We start from the raw sequence: 25,110 nt of genomic DNA, 5'->3' as shown, positions 1-25,110 counted from the left end.
CTTTAAATAGGCACCTATTTCTGCTTGATCGTCGGAAAAGCTGTTCAGCTTAATTTCAAGTTCTTCAATTCGTTTTGTGCAATGCGATTTAACATGCTCGAAGTCTTCTGTCGCGATAAGCCCATCGACCAATTTGATTCGGGCATTTCGTAATCTCTCATTTATCTTGTCGAGTTCATCCACCAAATCACGCCGCTCCTTTTCCCGTATTTTCGTCTGTTCCTTGTAGCTACTAAGCACCAGATCAGAATAAATTTTCATCCGGCCGGGACGCGGTAATAGCATGTTGAGTTGACGTTCGAATTTTTCATTTACGTTGTCCGCCTTAAATCGAACACCACACGACGAGGAACAATGATAATAGTAGTAGTAATTGCTTCTTCCTTTCGATGCGCTTCCTGATAGCATTCTATCGCATTTGGTACAACGTAAGAACCCCCGGAGTGGAAGGTTGTCATCTGAGACGATTTTTGGCTTTTGATATGGATTCCGTTTTCGTCCGGAAATCATATCCTGCACTAAATTGAACGTTGATGGCGACACTATTGGCTCGTGCAATCCCTTCACACGCTGTGCCTTTTCCTCTTCGAATTCGGGAATAAATATTTGTCCGCAATAGACCGGATTCCGAATTGCGAGCCAAAAGTTGTTTTTACTGCACTTTAGTCCTTTTCTGACCGCTTGCTTCCATACTTGTTCCGTGTTAAACCTACCCAATGCAAGTTCTTCAAACACCCATTTCATTATCGGTGCCTTATTTGTGTCAGGCTCAATTATTTTTTTTCCGTCAAATGACCGTGCATTACGATATCCTATTGGGGCTGTGGCAACCCAGCGTCCTTCTTTCTTAGCTCGCCGCATGCCGTGGAAGACATTTAACGCGCGACGATCATTCTCAACTTCGGGCGCAGCTAAATAGAAAGCAAGCATAATCTTGTTTTCTGGAATTCGGATATCAAGTGGTTGTTCGATAGCCTGCGGTTCAATACCCGCTTTGCGGAGGATATTGATCATTTGGTACGCATCACCAGCGTTGCGACTAAATCGATCCCATTTTGTAAATAGGATTTGATCAATCCGAAGTCGTTTATTCTCCCTCAATCGGGCAAGTAGCATTTGCCACTTTGGTCGCAAGAATGTTTTTGCCGAATGGTCCTCGACGATCACTTCGACAACTTCCACGGAATTGTATTTACACCAATTTCGCAACCTTTCCTCTTGATCTCGCTGAGAATAGCCTTTTTCTGCTTGTTCATCAGTGCTTACCCTGACATATAGAATAGCTCTGGACATGGTCTTGATTATTTTGTTGACGAATTGCGCTTCGAACCAGAAGCCTTACGAAAATACTGATTAATAGCCAATGTGACCAGGTGTTGCATCGATTCCAGCATCTTTTCTGCCTGCTCGATAGTTATGTCTTCGCCGGTATCTTTCAGGTGTTTGACGGCATTCATTACTTGCTCATTGTTAAGTTCGCCTCGTTTCCCCATTTCCTCGTTCTTTTCTCCAAGCCATAATTTAGGCCTGCGATAACGGGGATCAAACACCCTTTCGATTTTCGAATGGGTCAACGCGGAGATGAACGTTTTGAAGAACAGCTTTCGTCATTTGCCCTTTGCCTGTGGAGCACAAGAAGTGGAATATCCTAACTGCAACGGAACAAATGTCGAACCAAATGCTGGTTGATTTGCAAAGGTTGGTAAGTATAGTGGTCTTATAGCTAGCGTATTAGGTTTTTTTTATAATTTCAAGACTAATGCGAATTTGAAAAAAATCCATGGGACATCAGGTCTTTCGGTATGTGCTGGTAGCTCGTGTTATACATGGTTGAGTTTAACAGCGCGGGCACATATTGCCTACGTAAATGACTCATGAAACGCGTGGCTCTTGAATTTCAAGGACTTCCCAGCCAGCACGCTCCAGCTCATCCTTATGAGCTAACAAGCGGCTTTTCGCCGCCGCAAAGCAGAAAAAACATGTCGCCCTCGAAAATCCAACGTACATCATTTTACTCGCTTCTTTTTTTCTTGCCTGGCTTAGACTGGTAGCGGAATTTCCTTTGAGTTGGTCAAGACATTTTTCTGACTCACATTTGTGGTAGGTTGTTTCCATGTATAGTGTTGCAGAATGTGTTTCCCCTTTCACTGAATGAACAGTTGTCACCTCTATCTTTAAACCATTAAACTCATATACATTGCCATAGTTTTGCTCTGATGTCGGTTGAGTAGGAGAAGTAGTCAAAGTGCTGGTTGAGCTCAGGAACGAGATGACCTCCGAGTGCAAAGTTCCTACGGTCTTCCACTCGTACAAAAATCCTGGGATGAAACCGACAATGGCTTGTCTGCACTTTTCTGAATTTTTCTCCATGATCAGCTTGTTGCACCACAGTAGCAGGTTCAGATTTAATCTCTCAAGAAGTTGAGGTGATGACGTTTTGAGCTCGTTTAAAAACTGCGTTTTAGTATATTCTCTTCCATTGATCTTCAGTCCTTGGTTACGAAATATTTTCAGGAAAGCGCTCAAAATTCGAGATCTAGCTTCTCGGTATGATACCTCTGTATTGGCCAAAATTTCCAGATAGCCAATCAAGCTACTGTAGTCAATCTTTTGGCCCTGATTATCTTTCTTATAGTCATCGTGATAATTATTTATAAAGGTTTTATTGGCCTCCAAGGGTTTTCCTACCCAACCGATCGCTTTCACCGGGTCAGATAAATTATAGATTCTGCCCGCTAATCGATGCTCCTGGACGAGGTTGGCAAAGTAGGGAAGTACTGATTGCGGATTCACATCATCGTACAACAGTATGTGAGGTAGTAAAGGTGATGGTCCATAGCCTGTTATAGGTATATTGTCATAAAGACCAAATGGACTCACTATCCTTGAAATCGCTGGTGACAATCTATTGCTGCCAGCAATTGTCAGCGTTTTTGGCCGCGGGGTCCATGCGGTTTCTTCATCAATGCCGTCACTGAAAATAGATTGATTGCGGTCACCTATGCGCTGGTAGATCGTTGAATTATTACCAGTAAAAAACAAGGCTTCAAGCAAGTCATGCTGATGTTTGTCCATGTCTTGCATTTCGTCAATAAAAACAATCGAAAAACGATTTCTAATAAGTTGTACAATCTCTGGAAACTCAACCATGTAGAGATTTGCAAGCAGATAGGCGTCATCGAAGCACAAAAATCCATCTTCCAGTAAGCTGATCTTCATAGTTTTTAGAGCCAGATAGGTCGGTGTTGTCGGTCCGACAATATTAAACAGCACCCCTTTTCGATCGCAGAGCTGAAAATTTGTGTTTAATCTAAGCCCTTCTACCAGGGTTTGGGCGTCTGATCTTCTGCTCAGCCAGTTTCGAGCCTGGAAATTATGCCTGGTTCTTAGCTGCCCAATCTTTTCGTTGTAGATTTCATTATCGATCCGGACAGGTTTGTGACCGTACTTTTGGCAATAGTAGGGGATTGCCAAAAACTCGTCAACGAACCCTTGAATTGTCCCTACGAAATTGGGGTACGAAAACAATTTCGGACATAGGTTGCTGATTTTTTTCTTGATTTCATCCACAGCGGTATTCGTGTGGGATATCACAAGAATGGCTTTGCCATCGATTAAAGGTAGTTGTCTTTCGATCGCCATCAATTTGGCGAGAAGTACAGTAGTCTTCCCACTACCGGGAACAGCTTTGAGGTCGCACGTGGTTAGATCCTTGATAAATTCTCTGCGCTCAGGGTCAAAGGTTTTTCCAGTTGGAAGCAGGATTTGTTCAATTTCTGTAATGAGCTGATCATTGACCGGTAGCATAACGAATAGCTTTCAAAAGGTATTGAATTGTTGTTTGATTATTTAGGTCAAAATCTTCGGATGAGTCAGAGAGATTTTTAGCGAAGATTTGCCCGATTACTGATTTTGATATCTTCTTTTTTGCCACACCAACACTATTGATTCCTGTCAGAATTTGATCCATGATCTGATAAGCAATTTCATTTTGGGGCAACGTCCAATCACTAAAATGGGAGTCCAGATTAGATATCGCGGTTTCATAGCTTGCAAGATCTCTAACGTCATCGTCTATCTTTTGCTCTTTTAGCGCTTCCAAGACGGATTTGTAGAAGAGTTTGGAGAGTCGGGGACTGAGCGCTATGCAATATTCCAATGTCCAAAATTCGGATACAAAAGTTTTAACAAGCTGACCGTTGTATTTTTGAGTTTTTTGAGCCTTTGCCTGGGTAAGTAAGGCTGCTATTTCAGTTGCCGTGTAAGGGACATCGATCATCTTGGAGCCGTCAGTGGGATCGGGGGTCTTTTTAGTCTCGCCGTGTTCAAGAGGTGGGATGTCGGCGTCAGTGACGATGGCCACCGGCACATCCATGTAGGGTTGGTTCACGCGTTGGAATATTCGGCAGTATCTAAGAAAAGCTGTATTACCAATATTAACGACAGATACTCCGTGGCGGGTAAGATTAATACCGATTTTACTTGCCAAGGTCGCTAAAAGCAACTCTTCTCCCCAACCTTCCACTAATATTACACCTTTTGCGAAAAACAAATTGGCTTTGGTGACGTCCAGAAATCTCTCTAAAAAAGAATAGTCCGTCGGTACAAGCTTGGTATGAATAGCCCCCATGGGAAACGCGCTTCCGTTGTTACAAACAATAATGTTAGCGAGTGGGACCTTTGAGCCAATATTCGGGCTATGAGTAGTGAGAATGAGCTGAACTTTTGTCCTGGTTACCTCATGTTGGAGTGTTTCGATTACTTGTAGTTGTACCTGCGGGTGCAAGTGAGCTTCAATCTCTTCTATAAGTCCTAGACGTAGACCTTCCCAACCAATTTTTTCTAGGTGGAGCAATTCCGCTGCAATACACAACAGGTTGTGACTTCCCAATCCGAGGTTTAGTTCACTTTCGAAAATCAAAAATAGAGATTCTAGAATCTCTCGAAGGTTATCGCCATTGATGCCAAACTTTGACTTTTTGCCTAGGAAGTTTGTTAAGTATGTGTCGATAATCGTTTTGAGCTCCTTTCCCTGTTGCTGGCTGGTATCTAGGTCATTGCCGTCACCATCCTTTCCCTCAAAAAAACCTACTATCGCGTTGTTTAGCTTTTTGACTTTCTGGACGAAGTTGTGCTCGATCCCTGGCTGCTGCTTGAACGCTTCGTGGCTGAGCAGAACTTGCGATAGCCTCGAATTCTTTCTCGGCGTTAATTCCGATCTGGCATCGCGCAGCGGACGGAGATAGGTGGCCCGCAGGAATTGTTTCGCTTCAAAAGAGAGGCTATGGCCGTCATTGTCGGGGCCGGCTTTAACCTCACTGGCCAATATCCGATCTGCCGTTTTTGAAACGTCAAGAATTAACTTTAAAGTTGGCTTTCTGCCTCCTGCCTCGGTTTTCCAGCCAAGCCATTCAATATGGTTTTTTGCTTCGGAGTCGGTGAAATCGTCAAAATGGCATTCGATCCGCAACCTGGATTTTCCTGTGTAGAAATCCAGCTCGTCAATGCGATTGGATTCATAACTGTACGTATTTAAAACTAGCTTTATTGCATCAACAATGGCTGTTTTTCCGCTGTCATTTTCGCCGATCAAAAGATTGTTTCCAGCGTCAAAGGGAAGATCCAAATTTGGTTTAGCGAGGTCGAAGCCATTGGATGAGCCGAATTTTCGGAAATCCCAAAGTTTCAATCTTGATAAATACATAAGTTTTCAGTTTTTGTGGCAATTTTCTAATTTTATTATTCCGAGCAAAGCACGTGTTAGTTGTCGGTTAAGAAAGCAATTTACCCGGTTATGTCGCCATTTTCCTAGCATGAGTGGTACAGCCAATGGAATTAAAGGCCGTTGGGTAATTAGCGCCGTTGTTTTGTATGTAAATTATCGGTAATCAAGTATTTATCATTTTTTTGTAGTATCATGGCGTCTACACCGTAGCTAACCAAGAATACGGCACCTCTATCTACATGCGTGAAACTATGAATGAAAAAAATTTTTTAAACCCATCGATAATTATTGCTATCGGTGTCGCTTTGGCGTTGGTTATACTTGCGCTTGGTTGGGTTTTGCCAACTATCCTTTATGCGCTAGGTTGCATGGTTTCAATAGCTGTCACTGGTAGTGTTGCCGGAGTCGCAATCACAGCTGAGGTCTCAAAATATTCTGCATGGTTCTTAGGTGTGACAGGAACAGCAGGAACGGTTCTCATTGTCGCAAAAATAAATAAGTTAGTAAAAGATGAGCCCTTTAAGTGGACGGTTCCAATACTTTCGGTCCTCACAGGATTCTTGGTCAACCTTTGTGACGAATACTATCCTGGCTCAAAATTCGAATGGTATATCCTTTCTGGAATAGCGGCATTGCTTACTATCGTTGGAGGCGTTCTTTATGAGCAAAAATCCCGTTGGGTCAAGGTTGCTGGTATTGTTGCTCATTTGTTGATTCCTTTCATTATTTTGCTCGGAATTGTCTTTAATCCAGATAGTAATTCGGAAAAGTCTATCCAAAAGGCGGTCCTGCAGATCCCTTGGCTTGTCTGGGGATGTCTGATTGGCACGCTTCTGGTCTCGATCGTTGTTGCGGTAATAGCCTTTAAGGAGGATTCGTATTCGCGCGGCAAATAGTCAAACTCCTTCGATCCGGTTTGTTGCATGCTCAAGTTGTTATCGAATGTTGATTGCTAGTGGTTCAAAAAGCAGGAGTGAAAAGTGCCATGCTATTGGCGATCGACGTGTGGATGCCGATATCCTATCCAGCAAATTAGTGATCTTTGCGGCTGAATTTATTTTCAAAGCAAAGATTTGTCCTTTACTGGATGAAATATTCTTTTCAGGAGGTCAAATACGAATATAATTTACTATTTATCTGTTTAATTATGCACAATAAATATCGTCAAGGAGTGATTGCTCTGGATGTGATTTTGATCTTTTACAATATTTGCTTCTTCGGTCATATCAAAAATTTTTTCTGATGAATTATAGGAAAACTGAATTCTATCGTGAAGAGATGAATGACTTTCAGCAGGTCAAGATTTATTTGTATTTCTCAAGCCCAGTAATTGGATTTTCTGAGATTCAAAACCTAGTTCTTCAACAGGCGCGGCTGGAGGTTATCGGAAGAGCTGATATACCACCGGAAAAGGAAGATTCGACCCTAATTCTGAAGGGCCTTGTCAATCTTTATCTTGAAAAAGCCTTTCAACATCTGAGAAGACCAGATGCTGAGGATCAATGGCGCCGACCATTTACACTTAGCTTAATTGAACAGCCGGGTTCGTACCTCATTGAAGCGATCTTGCTGATTGGAACGGGGCTTGCACATTATAACGATATACGCGATGGTTTGGATAGGCTTTTGAAGGATTTCAACAAACTGGCAATTTGGTTGGGAAACTCTATTTCCTTTACTGGTGGTTATACTTTTATGTCTTCGTTTCCTAGCTATAATAATAGTTCCGTTGCCAACAGCCATATTTTTTCAACCTTGAACTATCTAACGACAAACCTTAAACTTTTACAACTGGTATTCGTGGCACAATTTATTGTCTTGTTAGCAGTATTCTATCTTTCTTTCAGGCATATAGACACACTTTACGCTCAGATGGGGACTAAGTCAGAGGCTGACTCGACTTTGACTAAAAAGCTTAGAGCATCGGAAAGGATAGGCAATAGTATTGATAGTATGGCTTTGAAAGAAAAGCAAAATACAATCGATCTGCTAAAAGAGTTGTTGATGAATCAGCAAAAGTCGGATAAAGCAAAAAAACAGTAAAATTGTCTGTGATTTATTGATCGGAGATATCCTCAGAAGATCGCTCGTAATGTAGACTATTCAGAATTGGTAAGCTTGTCTTAATTTGGGAAAGCTGACGTGGTTCCGTTTTGGTTTACACTTTTGCGGGTTAGTAAATATTAAAAACTTCAATTCTTATCCCGTCTGTCGGTAATATTCAGCCTCAAAGGCTGCTGGATTTAAATAGCTCAAAGACGAATGCAGCCTTCTTGTATTGTAATATACTTCGATGTATTCAAATAGAGCAGACTTTAATTTTTCAATATTCTCATAACCGCCTTTGGGCATATCTAATTCGGCCTTCATCCTACTCCAGAATGACTCAGCCCATGCGTTATCGTACGGATCATCGGCGCGGGACATGCTTTGTCTCAACTTGAAAGTTTTGATCACTTTCTTTATTTTTCGCGACAAATATTGTCCGCCACGATCCGACGGGGCCGCCCGGCGGTGCACTATCATTCCCCTTTTGGCTCTTCGCTTTAAAAGTGCCCTCACCAACGGTTCCCTGACAAGGCTTTCTTCCATATTGTCGGCTAATTGCCAACCAACAATCTGCCTGGAATACAAATCCATCCAAGTGCAGAGATACGCCCATTTTCCACCTTTCAGCGGCATGTATGTAATATCCGATGTCCAAACTGCATTAGGTCGATCTGGCTTTGGCTGTTCAAGCAGAAGGTTCGACAAACTCGTTTCCCATGTTTACTATCGGTCGTCCTCGGAATAAACCTAGTTGGTTGAATAGTCCTCAAACCCTCTTTTCGCATGATTTCAGCGACTTTTCGGCGACTAATCTTGATGCCTTTTTGTTTCAAGGACTCTTTGATACGCCGACTGCCATATCGCTTCAAATTGCGGATAAACTCAATCCGTATTTCATGCTTTGGGCGATTGTATTTTTTGTCCGCATTATGACTTTCTCCTCGCCTGTACCGGTAATAGGCTGTGCGGCTTACTTCAAAAAGCGAACACAGATAACTTACCTTATTTGTCTTCGAGAGCGACATTATTAAGTCATAGACGTCTCTTAGTCGGACGTGCTGAAGGGACCCAACGCCTTTTTTAAGATCTCACGGTCGGTTTTCAGGCGTTCAACTTCCGCTCGTAGCTTAGCATTTTCAGCAGCAAGTTTTGCAGCCTTACTACCTTCACTCTCCACATTCTTTGTTTTTGTCTTCATAGTTGCCATTCTCTTCCAACGATATAGAAGATTTTCAGCAATTCCAAACGTCTCGGAAATTTCCTTCGCGCTTCTTCCAGAAGCCAACATACTCGTTAATTCCTGCTTAAAGTCAGCATCGTAACTCTTCCGGGTTTTAACCCCTTTCTGACCTCCCATTTCGCATCAGGTTGTGCAAAAATGTGTGCCGCTTTTAGGAGCCACCTCAAGCTTCCATTTCTATATCGAATGTAAGCTTTCCCGATTTTGTAAGCTTCCCCGCGTTTGTAAGCTTACACTACCACTCTATGTGTTTTTGCTCTTGTTCTACAAACCCCTGATGCTTAACTTCATTTTTGAAGTTTTCAGGGAGGATAATTCCGTTTCCGTTTCCGAAATCCTGAAAGAAACCAAAGGGGCAGTACAAAGCTACATCGTTGGGCTGATGATCGAAACTTGCATATTTACAGGCCTGAACTGGGCTGTGCTGTTAGTGCTCGATGTCCAGTATGCGCTATTGTTAGGTATTCTGGGTGCTATCCTGAATCTGATCCCTTACATCGGTGGAATCATTGCCATCGCATTACCGGTACTCGTTTCATTTGTCACCAAGGATGGCTACACGACTCCGCTTTTGATCCTGGTAAGCTATTCGGTTATCCAGTTTGTAGACAATCATATAATCGTACCCAGGGTAGTTTCATCCAAAGTCTCCGTAAACGCTCTTATCTCGATACTCGCAGTTTTGTTAGGCGGCATGCTATGGGGGTTTAGTGGAATGTTTCTGTCAATTCCATTTGTCGCGGTTCTAAAAATTGTATTCGACCGTATCGATGAACTTAAACCGTGGGGCAAGCTCTTGGGCGACACATTGCCGCAGGATGCGGTTCCGACGGCAGGCCCCGAAGTGCAACCTTGATTACGACGGGTTATAAAGTGGTTAGTACTAAGCACGAATATGGCAACCAGACCGCGCCGTGATCTGAACAATACCATCCGAACTATACAACATGCAGGTGTCCCGTAGTTGTTGATAGCCGGTATCACAGGCATGGTTGATAGTCAAGCTGCCCGGATTACCCAGCCAGTAATTCTTATTTTGATCTCCAACGCCCGATATGCGAACGAAATCTTGGTTTGCATATTGGCAATTTTAACTTGGCCGCTGCTTGCAGGACTGCCCTGATCAGCCCCTGTGACGGTGCGGCCGGACTGTGCTGATTTATGTGGTACCAAAATGAATCCTAATGTAAGGTCAGCATGGATAGCACTCTAAGCAACATGCTTTCTAAAAGCAGTTACCGTCTGTATAATCAGGAATGGCATTATCAGTACATCGTTCAGCAGCACAAGCATTTGGGCACTAAAAGGCAATTTCCAGAGCTCGTTTTTCTCCTGGCCGAGAAAGGCTTCCAGAAAAGCAAGTTTGTTCTTGGCGGGATAAACGTAAGAAGGAATGATCACGTCGAAGTAGTGGCCCCAAAGATCACTGAATGTCTGAAAAGATTTTGCTGAGAAATCTAACCTGTAGCCTATCGTGAAAACAAAAAGCGAGAAAATGATTGGCCCACTTGCCGCCAAGGCAATCAGTAAGGGTTTTATCCAGCTTTGACCGTGGGCGTTGGAGAAATTGAACCACAATGTGAGCTTTTCCTCAAACTCCTTTTTATTGAAAAACCCGAGTTTTTCGTATGTAAGGCGGAGCTCCTGTTGCCTGAAATACTTTGACAAGTCTTTATCGCCTGTTTTTTCCATAACAGTCTTCATTTGCTGGACTACCTGGATTTGATTGGTCAATTTAGCCTTGTTGCTCGTTTTGGTGTTCAGTCCCAATATCTGCGTGGGAACTAAAGTGCCTGCAAATCTTATATCTTCGAGATTGGATGCTTCCACATAGATTTTTTTAGACAACTTAGAACTGAAAAAACTGAAATTTCCAATCCGGGATTTTCCAATCCTGAGATCTGCATTGCCTAAGTCTACATCTGAAAAGCGTATCGCCCCCTGATTTACAACATCGTAAAATGTAACGGCTTTCCGAACTTGGAAATACTCGAATACGCCAACGAAGTCCTTGGTGAAATTGATCGAATGAAGGTACAGATCGTCAATCCTATTGGCTTGCCCGTCATGATTGTGTCCGGTAATTGTAAGCGTTTTTAACGCTGATACTCTTTTAAGTGCCAGACTGGTAATTTTTCCTTGCTTTTGTTCAAGATTAAAGTGCTCGTGATCCGTGTTCTGCATGACTATCGAGCCTGCATCGGAATGTAAAATCAAGGCAAATTGCTCGGATTTGCCTCCCTCACAAGCCAAATTAATCATCTTGTGGGAGCTCATGTACAGCTGTCCAGGATTGAAATAGTGAAAATTTACATTGATGACCTCAGCTTTGCCGACGGTTCCAAGCAAATCGATCCTGGCCTTTTCGACAAGGGTGTTGTGAATGAAAAATTGATCAACATTGCCCTGTAAATCCAGGTCCTCAATATGGACTGCTGCCGACCGGTCATTGGCTATTTTGAAGCTTTCCACCGAGAGATGGTCTGAGTCAAACAGGCCAATTGATCCTTCAACGTTGAGCTCGACTAGCCACGAAGTAAAAAAGTAAAGATCTATTTTTTTTTCAGACCCGGCCCTCATTGTGCTTTCGCGAACTGTCACAGAATCTCCATGTACATCAATAAGTGAAAGTTTCGAGGGGAAACTGTTGTCGACCACAATTTTCTTAAAGTGCCTTCTTAAGAATACTTCAACACTCAACCCTATCCACTCTTCAACATTATTTTCCACCACATATAGGGCATTCCGGGTTAGGGAAGAAAGATCTACCGATCCGGGTATTTCTTTTGTAATATTTATTTTGATTACTTCTCCGTTCTTTTCGGCAAGCGCAGTATGTGCTGCTTCGAGCAAATGTTCAAAGAATTCACGGAATTCTATATCCATTTAAAAATCAGGTTTAATTCTTTTCGGACGCTTCGCATCAAAGTTATACAATCCGCTGCATTGCCACTACAACACCAGGCGTGCAGTTGGCACTTATGTTTTTTTGTAGGCACTTTCAATGCCAAAGTTTATACTTCGGTAAAATCCGAGTATTGAGATGTTTGCCTGATGCTGTTATTTATGCGATTGCCATTTCTCAGTTTGGTGATTTTTCTAGGGACAATACTTCTATTTTACGTTCCCCAAAAAGTATTCTGATAACAGACAATGGCAATTGGATAACCAAAAAAGAACCACTATTCCCGTTCCTACGATGGCCAGCAGAACACTTGACCAACTCAACGTTTTCGTTAAGTTTTCGCTGTGTGGAGCAAGTTGTAGCCTGAGTCGGCCTTTGATATCGTGAAGCGTAGTGGTAAGCTCCTTCGATGAGGGGATAGCCTTGTAAAATCCCAACGCAATAGCGTAGCAGATAAATGCAGGTACCCAAAGTCCGTACTTAGCCGGAGACTCAGGGTTTTTTTGGTTAAGAAAATAAGCCGTCGACCCGCCAGCTAGCAGTAATGTATAATTCAGGGTCGTTACCGTAAGGTTAAGATAACCTTGAAACAAGGTTGTCAACTGTTTGTACTCGTCCAGGTCGTGAGGGTGCTGATCTGCGTCTATATTCGGTGTATCGATCTGATCCATAAAAGTTGGGGCTTTGTTGTTTTTCGATTCTTTCAGTCGCTCTATTGGCTTTAAATCGTTAACGATCACGACATTGCCGCTAAACTATGCAATTGGGACGACATTGCACATGAATTGCTATGGTAATGTAAGTTATGGCTGTTATCTGCGACAGTATGGTATTCGCACGGATTTTGGCAGTATTGTCGCTCGGCTCGTTTACCGGGAAATCATTTGTTTGTCAGCTCGTATATCGAAACATCGCACTGCACATCGGAAAAGGTAGTGAACACTTGTTGGACAATAGAAATTGCCGCAAACCTACCATTATCGAAGCGGTTCAAAAGAAGCAAACCAGGTATGTGAAGTTTAGACAACATTGCATTTGTCTTTGGTTGAACCCGGCCTATTCAGTCGCTTTAAGGATTTAAATGTGCGCGTGAGTCTTTAACAGCTGGCTTCATTTTCGTTCCGGCTGCGCGGCGTAGATGCCTTTACTGCCTGCAAAAAAATCCCTGGAAGCGAGGAGTTGAGCCCCTGTTGGTCTATTTATGGGATGAGCTCCTTGGAGCCACTTTCATGATTTATTACCTTTTCAGGGCAAACATGAAAATCATTGGCGATGAGAATGGTTTAGTAGAAACGAAACAACAGGACAGATGAACCTACAACAAAATTTACGCTACCCACTTACTAAGTTTTTGGCCGAAGAGCTCACAGGGCGCTTCTATGAAAGTGAGCTTTCGTGCATTAACCGAATGTTGATACTTTACTACAACAGGGTTTCGTTCGCCATCGACGGAAGTGAGAAAAACTTCCTGAATGAGTACGAGGCCTATCTTTCTGAGCCAATAGCATTCTGGTGGCTTTCAGCGCGAAGGCTTCACCGTATGAATACACTTCGCCGAAGGATGCTTATGGTGTTGAGTCTACAGCGGGATATTTTTACTGACTTGTTGGCAAAAACTGACTTTCTAAGCCTGTCCCGAAAAATCGAAGCGATCAGGCGGATTCGGGATTGGCTTTCCCGGGATTCCGGCACAAGTGTCTTCAAGCCTGAGCTTGTCACCTGGCGGGATAGTTTGGATGCACAGTACCGACACCTGTTTGAAACAATGCCGGCAAAAGCAACTCCAAGGAATCAAGTGATAGAGTTTTATCAGGTTTTGACTGGCAGAGATGATGCCCAGAGGAAATCCAAGTTCGCGCGGCTGATTGTATTATTGCAGAAGGAAGGCTGGCTAGGTGGACAAACCCAGGACGGTCGGTACAGATTTCGCAATCGTGGAAAGGGTTCCAGATTGCAGATCGCCGCACTTTACTATACGTTAAGCGCGCGTGGACATATTGAGCAGCGCCTCGCTGCGCCTTTTATTGCGGGCCTTTTTAACAAATGGCTTGATCATGGACTGGCTGAAAAGTCGTTCGAAAAAATCTTTCAGACAGAACAGCAACAAACATTTAACTGCTCTTCGAGTCAGCCGCGCTTTCGATATGTGAAAGAATGTGAGCTGCTCATCAGCGGTCTGTGACCAAACCAATATCTTGCATAATCGTGCCCTGTTTCGGAATTATTCTGAGACAGGGCTTTTATTTTTTACCCATTCTGTAATTGCCGCCGGTCAAACAAATTTATAGCCTTCAAGCAACCATCGTCAGCAGGCGCGTCCTGCTAAAATCTTCGTCGAACCCTAGTGCATGCGCTTGACCTGGACGAGCCGAAAAACTGGCGTTTCTGCTTCGATTTATTTCTCCGAAAGCTAATGCTTGTCGCAATTAGTCTGCAAGGGCTTTCGCGGCTGACGCTCCTGTCGCCACGCCTTCCAGGTCGGGCGCCGGTCGACCCTTCTTTCTGCAAAAAAATCAAATAGCATATGGAAACGCCCAGCATTTATAGACAGAAATCCAAGACAAATAAAAGCCTGTGACCGGGCAGGCCGGAGGAAACAATTATCAACTCTTAAATATTATTTGAAATGGAAATCGAAGAGAGAATTACGAAGGACGCGGTGCTGAACGCTTTGAATGATGAGCGCACGGTAATCAATTTCAACTTGGCCGTTCCCGGCGGTTGTAAGGACAACAGCGGCACGTGGGTAGATCGGACCGAATTTGTCAGATGCGCCTACTGGCTTAACTCCGGGGCTGCAAAGCTGTTGACGAAAGGAACCATAGTACAATTATAGGGTCGGATTTCGGCAAATGTGTGGCATAACTCCGATGGTGATGCGAAGGCCGGGTTACAGTTTCATACCTCCGCATTCAAAATAGTGGTAGGTATGACAAAGAAAAGCCAATCTCTCAGGTATGATCAGGTCCATCAAAGCGGGCAGGCGGACACAGCAACAGAGCATGATGACCTGCCATTGTGATCCTGGCCTTCTTGCTAAGGGCAATCTTAAGTGGCGGTGATTCACCGCCACCTTGTTCAACCTTTTATTTCAACACATCAATCCATCCAATACCATGGCTAGTAAAATCAACACTCAAAAAAAACTGCAAACCGAGCACGGTCAGCCGCTTCTGTCGAGACTGTGATCGCTTCGGCGGAATTGCGATATTTGCCACCTTTGGAAATCCGTTTTTGCTCCGGTGGTTACCACAGACAAATAGATCAAACCGCGCTGCAAGAATTTGCAGCTGAGATCCTTGTTCACCGGATACTGTCACCGCTTTTGGTCAGGAAGTCCGCTCAGGCAGAGTTTGAACTTGTAGCCGGTGAGCGGAGGCTCCGGCTGCGTTAATGCCGGCCTTTCCCTTGTCCCTGTGCTGGTCGCAAAGCCCGAAGATGAAATCCCGGATCCGTTGTATGAATCGCAAGCCATCGCCCGCATGCAACAAGCCGGATCAGGTTTATAGTTGAGTTAGGAGGGTAGGACGTTCAAACCCGCGCATTTGGCGCGGGCTTCTTTTCTTTGCCCCCCGGGTCGCAAAGAAAAGAAACAAAAGAAAGGACCGTGTCGCGTAGACCGGGTCGCGTAGACCGGGTCGCGCGGACTTTTACCACGTGGCATTATGAGATTATCTGAATGAGTTGCTGGTTGCACCTGATGGTCTTCGGAGGAAGCTGGTATCTGTTCATCGGTGTCGAATTGGCATGAACAGGTAGTCTCTTGCCGGTATGAAATGTAGTTTGAAAATAAAAGTTTGGTAAATTTACCAAACTTTTATTTGGGTTTATTGGGTGTGTTGCTATCTTTATGGAAAAATTTCGGTTATGAGTGATTCAAGAGATTCTGATTATTCCGTGCTCTTCAGGAAGCTGGTTCAACCAGTCAACCAAACGGTACAAACGGGAGATGAAAATACGATAAAGAAAAGATTCGATCAAAGAATTAAGGATTTAGGAATAACGATCAATAATGCCGTAGAGTTGATCGGAATCGAGCATAAATCCCTGATTCCTATTTTAGATGGTACTGCTAAGCGTGTGGATTTGGTCAACGCGATTAAGCTGTCACATTTTCTTGATGTTACAATTGAAGATTTTGCAGTCATGTATACAGGCCAGCTGGAGCCTTCGGTGATTGGTCAGATAGAGCGTGCAAGAAAAGGTAGCTATTTGTCAACCAGCTTGGATCTGAAGGGATTGAAGTCGGAGAATTTTGTGAAAAATATTAATTCTGTCGAAAGTATTGAGGATCGCGTAAATACATTTTTTGGCTTAGAGAGCATATATGAGTATTCTGACATTGGGGTCAAGACGGCATTCAGCCGGTCGAAAAGAGATTCAAATGCTTTAATGAGAGAGTTTTGGGTTAAGTCAGCTTCAATACAGTTTAGAAATGTTGCAAACCCCTATGATTTTAGTCGAAGTGAATTAATTGATCTGCTGCCAAAGCTCAGGCCTTACACCCAAGACATAGAAGCGGGTCTGCTGACCGTCATTAAAGCGCTATACCGTATAGGGGTTACAGTTATTTACCAGCCCTACCTGAGGGCGATCCAGGTTCGGGGGGCTACTATGGTGATTAATGGGAAGCCCTGTATTGTATTAACTGATTATCTGAATAGGTACACAACGCTATGGCATACCTTGATCCATGAGCTACACCATGTATTGTATGATCTGGAAGAGATACAAAAAAGGGAAGTTCACCTGTCGGGCCAGCCGGACCTTTTTCTGGTTAATGAAAATAAAGCTGACGAGTTTGCCAGGCAGTATCTGTTTAGTACTGAGAGGTCAAAGCAGATCCTACCTTTCATCAATGATGAGGTTATTGTTAAGAGGTTTACCGACGCTGCTCAGGTCCACGCTTCGTTTGCATACGCATACTATCTGCATGATTTGACACAAAAAGGGCTTACCAACGCGTGGGGGAATAAACTAGCCAAGAAAATTCCTGTTTGTCAGGCCAGCTTGTCACTTTTGAATACCAGGGCATTTGAAAAAGATACCTTGAAGGAGAGTATAGAATATCTAAAAAGAGTGGTTTTTAATGTGTAACTAATTACTTCAAAAGATTCTATGGAAGATAATGGATTAGCGGGGAGCGGGAAAAAGCTGCCTTCGAAATTTGACGAGGATTTTGATAAAAATGTAAATCCTGACTACGAGCAGGAAAGGTTGGAGATTTTGATGCGTGCAGATAGCGTCAAAGGGCAACAACTGGCCATTGATAACGAAGGGCAGCTGTTTACTAAGGACGAGATACGCAATTTTGTGTTGGAAAATGTTCATGATCCTTCCAAAATGTATGATGTATATTATAAGGGGATAGACAAATTATTGCGCGGCTACCTACCCAAGGGTACAGATTTTCAAAAGTCCAGAGAGCTTATTTATGAAGAAAAGAATTGCTTTCTTACACGGGGGCTTCGGAAAAATGAGAGGGGGATCCGTGGAGCAGATAGTAGGATGGGACACATTGAGGATGCCGAAATTATTCTCAATATTGTCATTGACTCAGTGGTCAACAGCCGGGGGTTCTTTGAGATATATTGTGCGATCAGGGACTTGAATGTATCAAGGGGCTACGGACTCCCTTCCACCGAACAATGATGATTTTCGTCCGAAGTCGATTTCTAAGTAAAACATAATTAAGCTTGTGGAGAAAATAGCTGATGTACTCGTTTTGGATCGGGTTGATCCAGTAAGAATTATTCTTTCTTCCCGTCTGCTTTTTGAGAGGTTGAAGGCCGTTTCGTTTTGCGTGGGACGAGATCGTAATCTTCCAATCTTGCAGTGTATAAAGGTTGATGTTGCCGTTGACTCGCTTACGATCACAACTTCCGATACTGCTAACACGGCTATCACCACACTAGTTGTCGAGAGCAGTGGAGTTATTAGTACATGCATTCAGTTTGATTTGATTTTTAAGCTTTTATCGATGCTGGCGGATCAAAATTTGACCCTCTTGATCGACCCACTAACTCGCAAGCTGGTCATTGAGGCTGATTCGGGGGTATACGCATTTCCGGGGCAGGAACCCCACGATTGGCCTATCCCACTTGCAATGGCGCACGTTGTGCAAGCCGAAGTAAAAACGGATTTCTTCTGTCGCGCATTGAGGGAGGTCTTAACATTCACCTCCACTGAGGACATCAGACTGGTACTTGGAGGGGTTTTGCTCGAACTGGATTCGTCACAGCTACGGCTTTGTGCGTCGGACGCGCAAGCACTGGGCCTTCGTCAGATAGCCTTCTCAGGTAAAGATCCCGGACCTGTGCAGAATGGTAAGTATCAATTGATACTCTCTTCAAAGGTTGCCAAAGCGCTATCGAGTATTCATAAGGATAACAGCGAAAACTCTGTCTCGCTTTCCTTTAGCTCATCTGCAATTCTCTTCACCGGCCTACCGAATGGAATTACCATCCTAAGTCAACTGATTGAGGGGGATTATCCCACTTTTTTGAACCTGATTCCACGACAGAATCCCTCTCGGCTAGTGGTAAACCGCAGCGCATTCCTGCTTGCTTTGAATCGAATTGAACCATTTGCGAGTACCGGTAACAGAAGGGTTCGCCTGCAATTGTCTGAGAATGGGTGCCAAATATTTGCTGAGGATTTAAACAATAGTAGACAAGCGCGAGAATATATTCAGGCCAATTATTCCGGAAATGAGCTGAGTATCAGTTTTTCATTGAGCCGCCTTCAATATGCAGTGGAATCTTTCACCACCTCCGAGATACGCTTGGAATTGTCTTCGTTGAGTCGGGCGGGTGTAGTGAGAGAGGCAGATGCACCTGAGGAGGATGCTAATCTTGTTTTAGTGATGCCATTCGCTGGCTCTGACCTCGTTTAGGAGACCCGGGTTGCCGTGTCTTACACCCAGAGCTTCAATACAATGTTGGGCCCATAATGAGATAACCCGCATTGACCACGAGTTATAAGATTTAATCAGGATGCTGAATTCCGGATCAAGGGAAATCAAAGGAATGACGACAACCCATACTTTTATTTCAGAAATGAAAGCGGTAAAATCGAAGTATGGGTTATCAAGTGGACCGAACTGATCGAAAATGTGAAGCGAAAACTAAAGTATATGGCCAATATATTGGAGACTAAGGATATTGACGTCCAGGAAAAGGGCAGAAAAGATTTCGCTGAAATAGACTTCAACAAAACCAGCTCTTCGCTTAAACGGGTGACTGTTTAATGTCTCTCCTGATTTTTGGCAACTAGAAATCTAAGTCAGCTTCATGTTCAAAATCCCAACACACCCTCTTTCATAGTAACTATGAGACTGTCAAAATTGACGATTCAGGGCTTCAGGTCCTTTGGAATAGAAACCAGCATTACAATGAGCCCGCAGCTAACCGCTTTTATCGGGTTAAATAGCTCTGGAAAGACCTCGGCGATGGATGCTTTAAGGAAAATGTTTGGTTCCACCTCCTTGGAGCGCGAGCTGCTGCCTAAGGACTTTCATCATTTCAAAGAAGAGGTGGCTGAGGAAACAGATGAACGATTTTTATCCTTGGAGGCCCGCTTTGATTTCGGCAATAATCCCGATGCCATACCGCACTTCTTTTCAGGGATGGTGGCAGGTAGCCCCGGCGAAACACTATACCTCAGGCTTAGATTGGAAGCCAGCTGGAAAAAATCGATGCTTGAGCCCGAGGGCGAAATCGATGTGAACTTTTACTCGGTCAGGGTTCCCGAAGGTGAAGAGATTGGCGATGGTGACAAACATACCTTTCCCAATTATTTGCGCAGTTTGATCCAAATTATATATGTCCCCGCAATCCGGCGACCTTCAGAACAGTTGAAGTACGCGTCAGGGAGCCTGTTATACAGGGTGCTTCGTAAAATAAAATGGAGCGAGGATTTTACGAAGACTTTCAAGGATCAGGTTGCGGAAATTAATAATGGGTTTAAAGCATTGCCCGAATTTGAAACTGTCCAGAATTCCATCAATCACTTCTGGCAACAGTTCCATCGCGAGGAAAGGTACCGTCAAACCAGTGTGGTCTTTTCTGGGACCGATTTCGATTCCATCCTAAAGAAGCTGGAAATCTCTTTCGGCCCGAGCGCCACAAGAAGTGATTTTAGGATTGAAGAGCTCGGAGATGGCCTCAGGTCCTTGTTTTACCTGACACTTGTGTGTTCGCTCCTGGATATAGAGGAAAAATTTGCAGCAAATCAGGACGAGGAGGAAATTGGAAAGGATCGGCCGCTGTTGACCTTGTTTGCTATCGAAGAGCCGGAAAATCATATCGCACCGCAACTGTTAGGACGGGTCGTCAAAATACTGGAGAAGATTTCTGTCAAGGGTACTTCTCAAGTACTTCTTTCTTCCCATACACCTGCCATCATTAAGCGGGTTGTGCCAGAATCAATCAGGCATTTCCGGATGAGGCCCAACTATCAATCCAAGGTTAGTGAGATCACGCTCCCAGAAGATAAAACGGATGCCTACAAATTTGTCAGGCAAGCCGTTATTAACTACCCGGAGCTGTACTTTGCCAAGGTAGTCCTCATTGGTGAGGGCGAAAGTGAAGAGGTTATTTTTAATCGGCTGATGCAGGCTCTTGATCTTGACTTTGACGACAACATTATAACTTTCGCGCCGCTTGGACACCGCTTCGTGAATCACATTTGGAAATTGTTGGAAGCCCTCAATATTCCATATGTGACTTTGTTGGACTTTGATCTCGAGCGGGAAGGAGGTGATTGGGGCAGAATTAAATATGCACTCAGGCAACTGATTTTGAATGGTTTTGACCCGGACGATTTATTGCTGTTAAGTGACAATAGCATTATGACTGACGAAATGCTCGAATCCATGCACACCTGGTCTGCGGGGCCGATTGAATCCATGCAAAGTTGGGTAGATGACCTCAAGGACTATGACGTATTTTATTCGTATCCGCTCGATCTTGATTTTTTGATGCTGACCAGCTACGAGCAGTTTTATAAAAAGGCGATTCCTAAGGGTGGGGGGGCTAAAATTCCTGACCCTGAGAAGAGTAAAATTGCGTTCGACGAAAAAGTCGATGCTGCCGTAAAAGCCACCCTGAAGTCTGAAAAAGCAGAAGGGGGCCAATACAACGATGAGCAAAAGGCATTGATGATCTGGTATAACTATCATTTCCTGGGGAGGGGAAAGCCCACAACCCATATCGAAGCAATGTCCCTAATGACAGACCTGGAAATTAAAGAAAATCTCCCGCCCGTCTTCACAGAAGTCTTTAACAGGATAAAGGAGCTTTTGGAAATCGCTACCGATGAGGAAGGTTAAAGCACAGAATTGGTTGCCCGCAGATGGTCTCGCGCTTGAAAAAGCGGCGATGGAGGTTGTCGTACAACCAGGAAATTTTCTGGTTGTAGCTGGCCCTGGCGCTGGTAAGACTGAATTGCTTGCCCAAAAGGCAGCGTTTTTACTGGAAACCAACCAGTGCCGCTACCCGCGTCGCGTCCTGGCCATCAGCTTCAAAAAGGACGCAGCCTTTAATCTCAAAGAGCGCGTGCTCCTTAGGTGCGAGCCCGAGCTGGCGTTGCGGTTCGATTCAATGACCTTCGATACTTTTGCCAAGCTATTGCTTGACCGTTTTCGTAACCTTCTTCCCGAGCAAATCAGGGTATCAAAGGACTATGAAGTTTTGCTTGCCGATAGCTCGGTATTACCCTATTACCAAGCCGTTGACAGCGATTACCGAGGCAGATTTACCGACAACCAGATAATCGCTTTTCATACTGTTTCTGCCTTCCCTTTGCGAGGTAACACCCAAGACGACAAGGCCCGTAAGGCGGCTTGGAGGCAAATGCTGGATGCGGGGCCATCCAGGCTTACCTTTAAAATGATCATGCGGCTCGCCGAGTATATTATTACCCATAATGAGCCGGTCAGATCGTTTTTGCGACAAACTTACAGCCAGGTTTTCCTGGACGAGTTTCAGGACGCAACTTCGATTCAATACGAATTCTTTAAAAGTTGCTTTTTAGGAAGCGATGCTCAGGTTACCGCAGTTGGGGACGATAAACAACGGATCATGTTATGGGCAGGTGCCAAAGAGACTGTTTTTGAAGATTTTCTCGATGAGCTCAGCGCAGAAAAGAAGTCGTTGGTGATGAATTTCCGTTGCGCGCCACGACTGGTCGCACTACTCAATTATTTGACAGAACATTTGCTAGATAAATCCGATTTTGCTAAACCGGATAAGAGTAAGCCCGCCACGGATGGCGAGTGTTTTCTTTGGAGTTACCAATCCGAAAAAGCGGAGATGGAATCCTTGTTACGGCAGGTGAAGGCGTGGATGAAAAATGATGACCTGCGGGAAAGACAGATATGCATCTTAGTAAAAGGCAGGCTCGACAGATATGTGGGTAAACTAATCACCTTTTTTAAGGAAAATGGCCTGGACGCGCGCGACGAAAGCCAATTACAGGATCTGATTGCTCAGGATTTGGTTCAATACCTCATCCATGGGTTCTATGTAATTTTCGACAAACAACGGTTTGAGTCCAAAAAGATTTGTCTGGCATTTCTTGCCAATGTTCGTACAGAGCTCTCTGATCAACACCTGCTTTCGCTGGAAACAAGTTTTGAGAAGTTCACCAGAAAGACCCGCGAATCCCACCAGAAATTGAAGAGGTCGGACCTTGGCGCGATCGTTGATGAGCTCATTGCGTTCGCAGGCCGGGACCGGATCAAAACGGCCCATCCGGTGTATACCAACGACGCATTCCTTTACCTGACAATTTCAGAATTTATCAAAGAACTGACGGCTTCAATAGTGCCCGGGCAGGGTATTATCAAGGCATTGGACAGGCTCGTTGGCCACGACACGATTCCGGTGATGACCGTCCATAAAAGTAAGGGCCTGGAATATCACACCGTGATATTCATTGGCCTGGAGGATGATGCCTTTTGGAACTATCAAAAACAAGCTGATGAAGATAACTGTACATTTTTTGTCGCGCTCTCTCGGGCAAAAAATAGGGTTGTATTTACTTTTTCCCATTCGCGGCCTGATAAGTACGGGACAAGCCGAAAGCAAAAGTCAGCATCTATAAAGAAAATTGTTGATTTACTTGAAGCGTCTGGCCTGGTGGAGATATCCGAGAAATAGGCAAGAAAATCAGCAACAGCAGACCATATCGTTAACTGCCGAAATAATAGATCAGCTAGATCGGGTCTATTCCTGCTACCAGCTAATCGTACTTGGCTCCTATTTAAGTTGACAAGTACAACTAGTCAGTAGCTTGCAAAATCGATAATCTTCAAGTTGCTTGGAGTCCTTTTATAATAAGAAGGTTCGAAAGCCACGTACCCGCCCTCGGTCAGATCCCTGAGTAATTTTGAGTAGGTCGAACTGCTTGATATTTTCGCTACCCGCATCACCTGCCGATTGTATACATATAATCTTCCAGAGCTCTGGTACCACATATTTAAGATTGATAGGTACAACGCAATATGAGTCGTGCCTATTCTGGGATCTGAATGTGCTTTATCAAGGAAGGACTCTATTTGTTTAGATAGCTGCATGAGGTATTTTATGCTTTCTGGCGGTGTTTTTGGCTCTGATCTTTCTCGCCTTCCTTTTCGGATAACTGGTTTTTGGTCCCCTCGTGTTGTCGTTTTGAATTACTCTTTTCCTCCGAGGAACGGATCCGCTGTTGCTTGTCGTCGTAGACCGATATAGATTTGAATTGAGGATTAGCTTCAATAAAGCGCTTCTGATCGCCGTCCTCAGCCTTGAAAGTGACAGACTGCCTGTTCCCGCGTTCCAGCGATTCGAGCAGCTTTACTCGTTCCTTGGAATCGACTAGTTCCTTGACTGGCAGCTTTTCCAGAGATTTTTCAAGCTCAAAGCCATACTGAGGGCTGAACTGGCGGATTTTGAAGTTGCCAGCGGCCGTCGTCTCCTTGAAATCGAGCTTGATCCACGCATTATGGATCTGTCCGTGCTTATTTACCAAATCCTTGTTTACTGACCGGCCGTCCAGCAAATTGTAAGCTTCTTTCTGAGTGATGTTTCTGCCCTCATTGTTAATATAGAATGTCTGGCTGATCCTCGCTTCTGCATCAGGCTTGTGCAGTTCAGCACGGTAGTTGTTGAAGAAGTACAAGTCCGAATTCGTTGATTTTTTAAAATTTAGCGAGACGGAAAGTTCATCCTTGCCATATGCAGTTGACTGTTTGATGGTGAACTCGTTTTGGGCTTTCATTAGGTTGTCCCGCAATTGGGACTGAGCATCCTCTCCGAAGCCCGTGTACTTCAATTGATCTTTCAGGTAATCGTGATTTTTCTCGTTCATGACCGTTTTAGTTTTTGGATTGGCTGGAATTAAAGTAGTGACACGCGCCTGAGCTGTTTGGCGTTTAAGCTGATTCGTAGCCGCCTGGCACCGCGTTTTTCAGTTATCTCTATGCAGAATCGTTTGCCTTTTGGTAGTGTCATTTTAGGCAGCGCGATCACCAACGATTTCTGCCCTGACGCCTTGATTTGATCTAAGTGCTCGGAAATTTTCAAAGGCAAAACCTCATCCAGTTGTGACGCAGTCCGCTTTACCTGTTTTCGGTCCACGACAAACATCCTGATGCTTTCGACATCGTAGTCGATTGCGGACTCATTTGTGAGTAGGAGTCTGAAAAGCATTGCTTGCTCCTTGATGAAATTTCCTTCCAGGCTTGCGGAAACCTGTCCGTTGCTTGACCGTTTTTGAAGGTTTGACGGATGCTGCCTAGCATGTTCAACAGCCTCGCTAATTAGACTTTCGTCTATGCCCTCCTCGCTGTGAATGCTGTGGGCAGACCCTGTATTTGACGACACATTTAACGACCTTGGTTGGTCCAGATAACTGACCTCGAAGTTGTGGATCGCTCCATCGGAAGTAATTACGATCAAACTTGTCGGCTTGATATCCTTTTGGGCAGCCTTCAATAACAGCACATTTTGCGTGCCCTTGGCTTTCTGAGCAAGAATTTGTGAACTCCCTCTATCCACCGACGTGATTGCGAACGGAAAACTGAGAGAAACGGTACGTTCAGCACTTATTTCAACAGGGTGCGAGTCAATGGCGAAAATTTGAATTGGCTGGGCAGTTGCTATTTGAGTCAATAGCAGCGCAATTATAAGTGAATATAATGGTCGATGG

At 44.2% G+C, this 25,110-nt stretch carries 21 protein-coding genes and 1 pseudogene; 11 read left to right on the top strand and 11 right to left on the bottom strand.

What is annotated here, in order from left to right; all coding sequences use genetic code 11:
• Window positions 1–507: 507 nt before the first annotated feature.
• From BMW93_RS35935 to BMW93_RS25150, 4 genes and pseudogenes are all read right to left on the bottom strand, one after another.
• Window positions 508–1,293, bottom strand: a pseudogene (locus tag BMW93_RS35935) (recombinase family protein); the annotation flags it as partial.
• A gap of 8 nt (window positions 1,294–1,301) precedes the next feature.
• Window positions 1,302–1,574, bottom strand: a complete 273-nt coding sequence (locus BMW93_RS25160) for a hypothetical protein (RefSeq protein ID WP_229240791.1) — start codon at window positions 1,572–1,574, stop codon at window positions 1,302–1,304.
• A 298-nt stretch (window positions 1,575–1,872) separates the two neighbouring features.
• Window positions 1,873–3,807 carry a UvrD-helicase domain-containing protein gene (locus BMW93_RS25155; protein WP_090382892.1) on the bottom strand — a complete coding sequence of 645 codons (1,935 nt, stop codon included), beginning with the start codon at window positions 3,805–3,807 and terminating at the stop codon, window positions 1,873–1,875.
• Window positions 3,791–5,704 carry an ATP-dependent endonuclease gene (locus BMW93_RS25150; protein WP_090382890.1) on the bottom strand — a complete coding sequence of 638 codons (1,914 nt, stop codon included), beginning with the start codon at window positions 5,702–5,704 and terminating at the stop codon, window positions 3,791–3,793. The genes BMW93_RS25155 and BMW93_RS25150 overlap by 17 nt, the downstream gene beginning before the upstream one ends.
• 272 nt (window positions 5,705–5,976) lie before the next feature.
• Here BMW93_RS25150 and BMW93_RS25145 point away from each other — a divergent pair, with 272 nt between their 5' ends.
• Window positions 5,977–6,621, top strand: coding sequence for a hypothetical protein (locus BMW93_RS25145; protein ID WP_090382888.1), 645 nt, complete (start codon window positions 5,977–5,979; stop codon window positions 6,619–6,621).
• A 346-nt stretch (window positions 6,622–6,967) separates the two neighbouring features.
• Window positions 6,968–7,768: a hypothetical protein gene (locus BMW93_RS25140; RefSeq protein ID WP_090382885.1), complete on the top strand. Its 801-nt coding sequence runs from the start codon at window positions 6,968–6,970 to the stop codon at window positions 7,766–7,768.
• A 156-nt stretch (window positions 7,769–7,924) separates the two neighbouring features.
• Here BMW93_RS25140 and BMW93_RS35930 read toward each other — a convergent pair whose 3' ends face one another.
• The 3 genes from BMW93_RS35930 to BMW93_RS25125 are packed head-to-tail and all read right to left on the bottom strand — an operon-like array spanning window position 7,925 to window position 9,131.
• Entirely contained in the window at window positions 7,925–8,479 is a 555-nt protein-coding gene (locus BMW93_RS35930; protein ID WP_143061722.1) for an IS3 family transposase, read from the bottom strand.
• Window positions 8,398–8,799, bottom strand: coding sequence for an IS3 family transposase (locus BMW93_RS35925; protein WP_090382880.1), 402 nt, complete (start codon window positions 8,797–8,799; stop codon window positions 8,398–8,400). The genes BMW93_RS35930 and BMW93_RS35925 overlap by 82 nt, the downstream gene beginning before the upstream one ends.
• A gap of 20 nt (window positions 8,800–8,819) precedes the next feature.
• Window positions 8,820–9,131 (bottom strand): transposase, encoded by a 312-nt coding sequence (locus BMW93_RS25125; protein ID WP_090382878.1) that lies wholly within the window; start codon window positions 9,129–9,131, stop codon window positions 8,820–8,822.
• 13 nt (window positions 9,132–9,144) lie between these two features.
• Between BMW93_RS25125 and BMW93_RS25120 the strand changes: the two genes are divergently transcribed.
• Complete coding sequence (locus BMW93_RS25120) at window positions 9,145–9,870, top strand: AI-2E family transporter (RefSeq protein ID WP_310590244.1); 726 nt, start codon at window positions 9,145–9,147, stop codon at window positions 9,868–9,870.
• A gap of 353 nt (window positions 9,871–10,223) precedes the next feature.
• Here BMW93_RS25120 and BMW93_RS25115 read toward each other — a convergent pair whose 3' ends face one another.
• On the bottom strand, window positions 10,224–11,900 hold the full coding sequence (locus BMW93_RS25115; protein ID WP_090382876.1) for a hypothetical protein: 1,677 nt from the start codon (window positions 11,898–11,900) through the stop codon (window positions 10,224–10,226).
• 228 nt (window positions 11,901–12,128) lie between these two features.
• Entirely contained in the window at window positions 12,129–12,590 is a 462-nt protein-coding gene (locus BMW93_RS35730; protein ID WP_090382872.1) for a hypothetical protein, read from the bottom strand.
• A 638-nt stretch (window positions 12,591–13,228) separates the two neighbouring features.
• Here BMW93_RS35730 and BMW93_RS25105 point away from each other — a divergent pair.
• From BMW93_RS25105 to BMW93_RS25070, 8 genes are all read left to right on the top strand, one after another.
• Window positions 13,229–14,101, top strand: a complete 873-nt coding sequence (locus tag BMW93_RS25105) for a hypothetical protein (protein WP_090382870.1) — start codon at window positions 13,229–13,231, stop codon at window positions 14,099–14,101.
• 444 nt (window positions 14,102–14,545) lie between these two features.
• Window positions 14,546–14,755: a single-stranded DNA-binding protein gene (locus BMW93_RS25100; RefSeq protein WP_090382868.1), complete on the top strand. Its 210-nt coding sequence runs from the start codon at window positions 14,546–14,548 to the stop codon at window positions 14,753–14,755.
• A gap of 348 nt (window positions 14,756–15,103) precedes the next feature.
• Window positions 15,104–15,313, top strand: a complete 210-nt coding sequence (locus BMW93_RS36340; protein WP_090382865.1) for a ParB N-terminal domain-containing protein — start codon at window positions 15,104–15,106, stop codon at window positions 15,311–15,313.
• A gap of 473 nt (window positions 15,314–15,786) precedes the next feature.
• Window positions 15,787–17,016, top strand: a complete 1,230-nt coding sequence (locus BMW93_RS25090) for a hypothetical protein (protein ID WP_090382863.1) — start codon at window positions 15,787–15,789, stop codon at window positions 17,014–17,016.
• 21 nt (window positions 17,017–17,037) lie between these two features.
• Entirely contained in the window at window positions 17,038–17,571 is a 534-nt protein-coding gene (locus BMW93_RS25085) for a hypothetical protein (protein WP_090382860.1), read from the top strand.
• A gap of 46 nt (window positions 17,572–17,617) precedes the next feature.
• Window positions 17,618–18,814 (top strand): DNA polymerase III subunit beta, encoded by a 1,197-nt coding sequence (locus BMW93_RS25080; RefSeq protein ID WP_090382858.1) that lies wholly within the window; start codon window positions 17,618–17,620, stop codon window positions 18,812–18,814.
• 435 nt (window positions 18,815–19,249) lie between these two features.
• Window positions 19,250–21,250, top strand: coding sequence for an ATP-dependent endonuclease (locus BMW93_RS25075; protein ID WP_090382855.1), 2,001 nt, complete (start codon window positions 19,250–19,252; stop codon window positions 21,248–21,250).
• Entirely contained in the window at window positions 21,237–23,081 is a 1,845-nt protein-coding gene (locus tag BMW93_RS25070) for a UvrD-helicase domain-containing protein (protein ID WP_090382853.1), read from the top strand. The genes BMW93_RS25075 and BMW93_RS25070 overlap by 14 nt, the downstream gene beginning before the upstream one ends.
• A gap of 424 nt (window positions 23,082–23,505) precedes the next feature.
• Here the strand turns inward: BMW93_RS25070 and BMW93_RS25060 are convergent, their stop codons facing one another.
• On the bottom strand, window positions 23,506–24,270 hold the full coding sequence (locus tag BMW93_RS25060) for a hypothetical protein (RefSeq protein ID WP_090382848.1): 765 nt from the start codon (window positions 24,268–24,270) through the stop codon (window positions 23,506–23,508).
• Between the two features lie 29 nt (window positions 24,271–24,299).
• On the bottom strand, window positions 24,300–25,073 hold the full coding sequence (gene traN, locus BMW93_RS25055) for a conjugative transposon protein TraN (protein ID WP_177194193.1): 774 nt from the start codon (window positions 25,071–25,073) through the stop codon (window positions 24,300–24,302).
• Window positions 25,074–25,110: the final 37 nt, after the last annotated feature.

The organism is Dyadobacter sp. SG02 (genome assembly GCF_900109045.1).
Classification (GTDB): Bacteria; Bacteroidota; Bacteroidia; order Cytophagales; family Spirosomataceae; genus Dyadobacter.
The sequence above is the reverse complement of the archived record's forward strand: the minus strand, read 5'-3'. Positions and strand labels throughout refer to the sequence as shown.